The organism is Micromonospora sp. CV4 (assembly GCF_003667455.1).
GTDB lineage: Bacteria > Actinomycetota > Actinomycetes > Mycobacteriales > Micromonosporaceae > Micromonospora.
In genome coordinates this window covers 1-4,342 of sequence record NZ_RCVI01000097.1, presented here as the reverse complement: position 1 = coordinate 4,342, position 4,342 = coordinate 1, and the positions used below count along the sequence as shown (strand labels likewise).

Below are 4,342 nucleotides of genomic sequence, written 5' to 3'. Positions count from 1 at the left end.
GTCGGGGGCGGTACGGGTGGGACGGTCTCTGCGCGGGGTGCCCGGCAGGTGACGCAGTGTCGTGGCGGACGCGACGAACCCGGGCCCGGCGTGGAGGCGGCGGGCCCGGGTCGGGGTGACCGGGTGGTGCGCGATCAGTCCTGGTCGCCCTCGTAGGTGTGGAAGTCGTCGACGAACCGGCGACGCAGCGGTGGCACCCGGCTGGTCACCCCGAAGTAGCCGCGCGCGCCGAGCAGCGCGAGCCGACCCACGACCGGCCGGTACATCCGGTCGTCGCCGTTGGTGCCGCTGCGGTTCAGTGACTCGCTGACCCGCGCGAAGCCGTACGGCACCATCGCCGCCTCGTAGTCGGCCACCGCCTGGAGCAGCGTCTTGTCACCGGCGACGGCGCGGGTGAGCTGCTGGCAGAGGAGCCGTGCGTCGCGCAGCGCGGTGTTCGCGCCCACCCCGCGACCCGGTGTCATGGTGTGGATGGCGTCCCCGAGCAGGGTGACCGTGCTGCTCTTCCAGGGCAGTACCGGCTCGGACGTGGTGACCTTGATCGGCAGGGCGCTGTCCGGGTCGCCGCTGGTCAACAGCTCCCGCAGGTGCGGATGCCAGTTCGGGGTGAGGTCCAGAGCGACCCGTATCAGGTCCTCGCCGCGGCGCTGCAGCACGTCGGCCGGGAACCGGCGGGCGGCGCTCCAGATGATCAGATTGATGTTGTCGGTGGTGGTGTCGTGGGCCAGGCCGGGCCAGTTTCGCAGCACCGCGGCGTCCGCGTCGCTGACGCCGGGCTTGATCGCTCGCTCGGCGTCCCACTTGAACTCCATCACGTGCAGCACGCCCATCGTCCCGCCGGCGCCGAAGATCAGCGAGATGCCCTGGCGTACCCGCTCCGGCACGAGGTCGCGGGTCCGCGCGGTCAGCGGAATTCGCGTGGCGATGTTGATGGTGCCGGCGTCCCGGGTGACCGCGTGCGGCAGGTACTGGCGGCGCACCGCCGAGTGCGTGCCGTCCGCCGCCACCAGCAGGTCGCCGGTGGCGCTGCTGCCGTCGGCGAAGTACGCGGTGACCGTCCCGTCGTCGCGCTGCTCGTACTCGATGAAGGTCTTGTCGAAGTGCACCACGTCGGTCAGGCCGGTCAACAGCACCTGGCGCAGCACCATCCGGGCCACCGAGTGCTCGGTGTGCACCGGGTCGGCGTCCGGTCGCAGCTCGAACGAGGCGGTCTGGCGCAGCCGCTGGGTGACCACGTTGAAGTAGCGCGGCGGTCGGGCGCAGGTGGCCAGGAAGGTGGCGAACAGCTCCGGTGGCAGGCACTCCCGCAGTGCCCGGCTGCCGGTCGGGCCGATGCCCACCCGGTAGCCGAGCAACCCCTCGGCGCGGTGGCGGTGTCGTTCGTAGACGGCGACGCTGATCCCGGCGCGGCGCAGCCCGTGCGCCAGGCACAGCCCGCCGGTGCCGGCGCCGATGATCAGGACGTGTGGTGGCGGGGCGGACACGTCGGGCCGTCCGCTCAGCCGGCCGGGTGCGCCGCGGGGGCCGCGGCGGCGTCCCAGCGGTAGAAGCATCCGGCGATGGCGTCCCGGGGCGAGCGCCAGGTCGGCAGGTACGGCGAGGTGTGCGCGGAGAGTCGCTCGTTGACCTGCTGGAAGAGCGGGTGGTTGCGGGCGGCCGCGAGGGCGTCCGGGTCGACGTCCGAGGTCTCCAGCATGTGCACGAACACGTCGTGCAGGCAGTACAGGGACCGGTGCGTGACGCCGGTCAGACCGGGCAGTTCGGTGGCGTCGGACTCGGCGAAGATCTGCGCGACCCGCCCCTCCGCGCCCGGGATGATCCGGCTGACGATCAGTAGACGACTCATGGGACCCCTTTCGCCGGTGGCGTTCCCGACCCGCGGTCGGCGGCCACGTGCTTCTGGTGCCCACCGTGCCGCAGGGCCTGTCACGTCACCGTCACGTGCGTCGGCCGGCCGGTGACGGACGGATGGCGCTCTCCCGGCTGGCCTCGCGGATCGGGGCGAGCGTGTCGTCGAGCAGGGCGCTCATGGCGGGGCTGGGCTCCAGGCGCAGCTCCCGGCGCAGCAGGTCGCGGTAGACGTAGAAGGCGTGCACGGCCTCGAAGGCGTTGCCCTCGGCGAGGTGGATGCGCACCACCAGCCGGTGTGGCGTCTCGCGCAGCGGTTCGGCGGCCATCGCCTCCAGCGCGGCCTCCAGCGCCTCACCGTGGCGTCCCGCGACGAGGTGCTGCCCGGCGACCTGTTCGAGCATGTGCAGGCGCAGTTGGCGCAGCCGTTCCCGGTCCAGCAGCACCCAGTCGTCGTACCAGCCGGGCAGCAGGTCGTGCCGGCCGGCGGCGAGCGCTCCGGCGGCGGTACGCGGGTCGTCGCCGTCGCGGACCCGGGCCGCGGTGCCGACCAGGTCGTCCACGTCCAGTCGTACCCCGGGACCGAGCCGTACGGTGTCACCGGTCACGGACATCGGGCAGCACGGGTCCTGCCGCAGCCGCCACAGCGCGGTGCGCAGCGAGGACAGTGCCCGCTCCTCCGACGCGTCCGGCCAGAGCAGCCCGGCCAGCTGGCTGCGGGTGGCGCCGGGGCGCAGCCCGATCAGCGCGATGACCCGTTGCAGGCCGCGCGGGACCACGACCGGCGCCACGCCGCGCAGCAGGCGGAAACCGCCGAGCAGGTGCAACGAGACGACGGTGTCGGGAGAATCTCCGGCGGTCGGCACGGACGGATCAGCGGCCACGGCGGCACCCCCTGCGGAACGCTCGTCCCGACTGTCTGCTGTGTCCCGGATCGGCTGCCCGTGACGCCACTGTCGACCCCGCCGGCGGGGCACGACCACGGCTGTCGGGCGCGGCCCCCGCCGGCCTGGACTCACCGGGCTGGCCACGGTGAAGATTATCAATAGCGGTCACGGTGAGTCAACGCCACCGTGGACCTTCTATCCGTGACGGCCAACCATGAGATCGGTTCTGAACTGCCCAAACCTCCGCACGATCCGATCGCCGCAGGGCCGCTGGGCACATAGCTGATACACAGGTTGCGTCAACGCAGCGTCACCACCAAGCGTCGCTGGCCGACCCGGCGCGGTGACGCCGCCGTGACGAGGACTGCCGCATCGTGTCGACAGTCGTCCAGCGCGCCCGGGGTCCACCGGCCACCGGCCCGGACACTGTGGGGGGAGGCCCAGCCATGGACCGTTCGCTGATCGTCGCGAAGGTCGTCCCGACCGCCGAGGAGCAGGTCGCCGAGATCTTCGCCGAGTCGGACGCGACGGAGCTGCCGCGACTGGTCGGGGTCCGGCACCGCTCGCTCTACCGCCTGCACGACCTCTACGTGCACCTGCTGGAGACCGAGCAACCGGCGCAGGGCGCGGTGGAGGCCGCCCGCGGCCATCCCGAGTTCATCCGGGTCAGCGACCGGCTGCGGCCGTACGTCTCGCCGTACCTGCCGACGTGGCGCTCGCCGCGCGACGCGATGGCCACCTGCTTCTACCGGTTCGACGCCGCGGACTCCGGGCGGCGGTCGTGACCGCCACCGCGCCGCGCGAGGAGCAGCTCTGGTCCCGCTGCGCCGGCTGCGCGAGCCTGCTGTACCGCAAACGCCTGCGGCGCAACCTGGACGTCTGCCCGGAGTGCGGCGCGCACGCCCGGCTCGGCGCGCCGGATCGCCTGCGCCAACTCGTCGACCCGGGTTCGTTGCGCCCGCTGCCCGACCGGCTGCCGGAGGCGGACCCGATCGACTTCGTCGACGTGCTGCCGTACCCGCACCGGCTCACCGCCGCCCGGGCCAGCACCGGGCTGGCCGAGGCGGTCGTCTGCGGCACCGCCACCATCGGTGGGCATCCCGCCGTGCTGGCGGTGATGGACTTCCGTTTCCTCGGCGGCAGCCTGGGTTGCGCGGTGGGCGAACTGATCACGCGGGCCGCCGAACAGGCGCTGGACGACCGCGTCCCGCTCATCCTGGTCACCGCCTCGGGCGGCGCGCGGATGCAGGAGGGCGCGCTGTCGCTGATGCAGATGGCCACGGTCAGCCAGGCCATCGCCGCGCTGCGCGAGGCGGGCCTGCTCACCGTCAGCGTGCTCACCGACCCGACCTACGGCGGGGTGGCGGCGTCGTTCGCCACCAACACCGACCTGGTGCTCGCCGAGAGCGGCGCCCGGATGGGCTTCGCCGGCCCCCGGGTGATCCGCCAGGTCACCGGCCGGGCGTTGCCGGAGGGCTTCCAGACCGCCGACTTCCTGCTCCGGCACGGCCAGGTGGACATGGTGGTGCAGCGCCGATCGCTGCGTGGACGGCTGACGGCGCTGCTCGCCGCCACCCGCGCCGGACGGTCGGGCCGCCCGCCCGTAC

General features: G+C 73.2%; 5 protein-coding genes. 2 read left to right on the top strand and 3 right to left on the bottom strand.

Features of this window, described 5'->3' with window-relative positions; translation table 11 throughout:
- Nucleotides 1-134 precede the first annotated feature (134 nt).
- The 3 genes from EAD98_RS00800 to EAD98_RS00790 all read right to left on the bottom strand — a co-directional run bounded on the left by EAD98_RS00800 (nt 135) and on the right by EAD98_RS00790 (nt 2,732).
- Nucleotides 135-1,484, bottom strand: a complete 1,350-nt coding sequence (locus EAD98_RS00800) for an NAD(P)/FAD-dependent oxidoreductase (protein ID WP_121652182.1) — start codon at nt 1,482-1,484, stop codon at nt 135-137.
- A gap of 14 nt (nt 1,485-1,498) precedes the next feature.
- The gene (locus EAD98_RS00795; protein ID WP_121652181.1) at nt 1,499-1,846 is read right to left on the bottom strand and encodes a TcmI family type II polyketide cyclase; all 348 of its coding nucleotides are present in this window, start codon (nt 1,844-1,846) and stop codon (nt 1,499-1,501) included.
- 91 nt (nt 1,847-1,937) lie between these two features.
- Nucleotides 1,938-2,732, bottom strand: a complete 795-nt coding sequence (locus EAD98_RS00790; RefSeq protein WP_121652180.1) for a BTAD domain-containing putative transcriptional regulator — start codon at nt 2,730-2,732, stop codon at nt 1,938-1,940.
- A gap of 449 nt (nt 2,733-3,181) precedes the next feature.
- On the opposite strand from EAD98_RS00790, the gene EAD98_RS00785 reads away from it, so the two are divergent.
- Both EAD98_RS00785 and accD read left to right on the top strand, forming a co-directional pair.
- Nucleotides 3,182-3,520: a TcmI family type II polyketide cyclase gene (locus tag EAD98_RS00785; RefSeq protein ID WP_121652179.1), complete on the top strand. Its 339-nt coding sequence runs from the start codon at nt 3,182-3,184 to the stop codon at nt 3,518-3,520.
- The coding region (gene accD / locus EAD98_RS00780) for an acetyl-CoA carboxylase, carboxyltransferase subunit beta (RefSeq protein ID WP_121652178.1) at nt 3,517-4,342 on the top strand (826 nt) is incomplete at its 3' end. The genes EAD98_RS00785 and accD, both read left to right, overlap by 4 nt.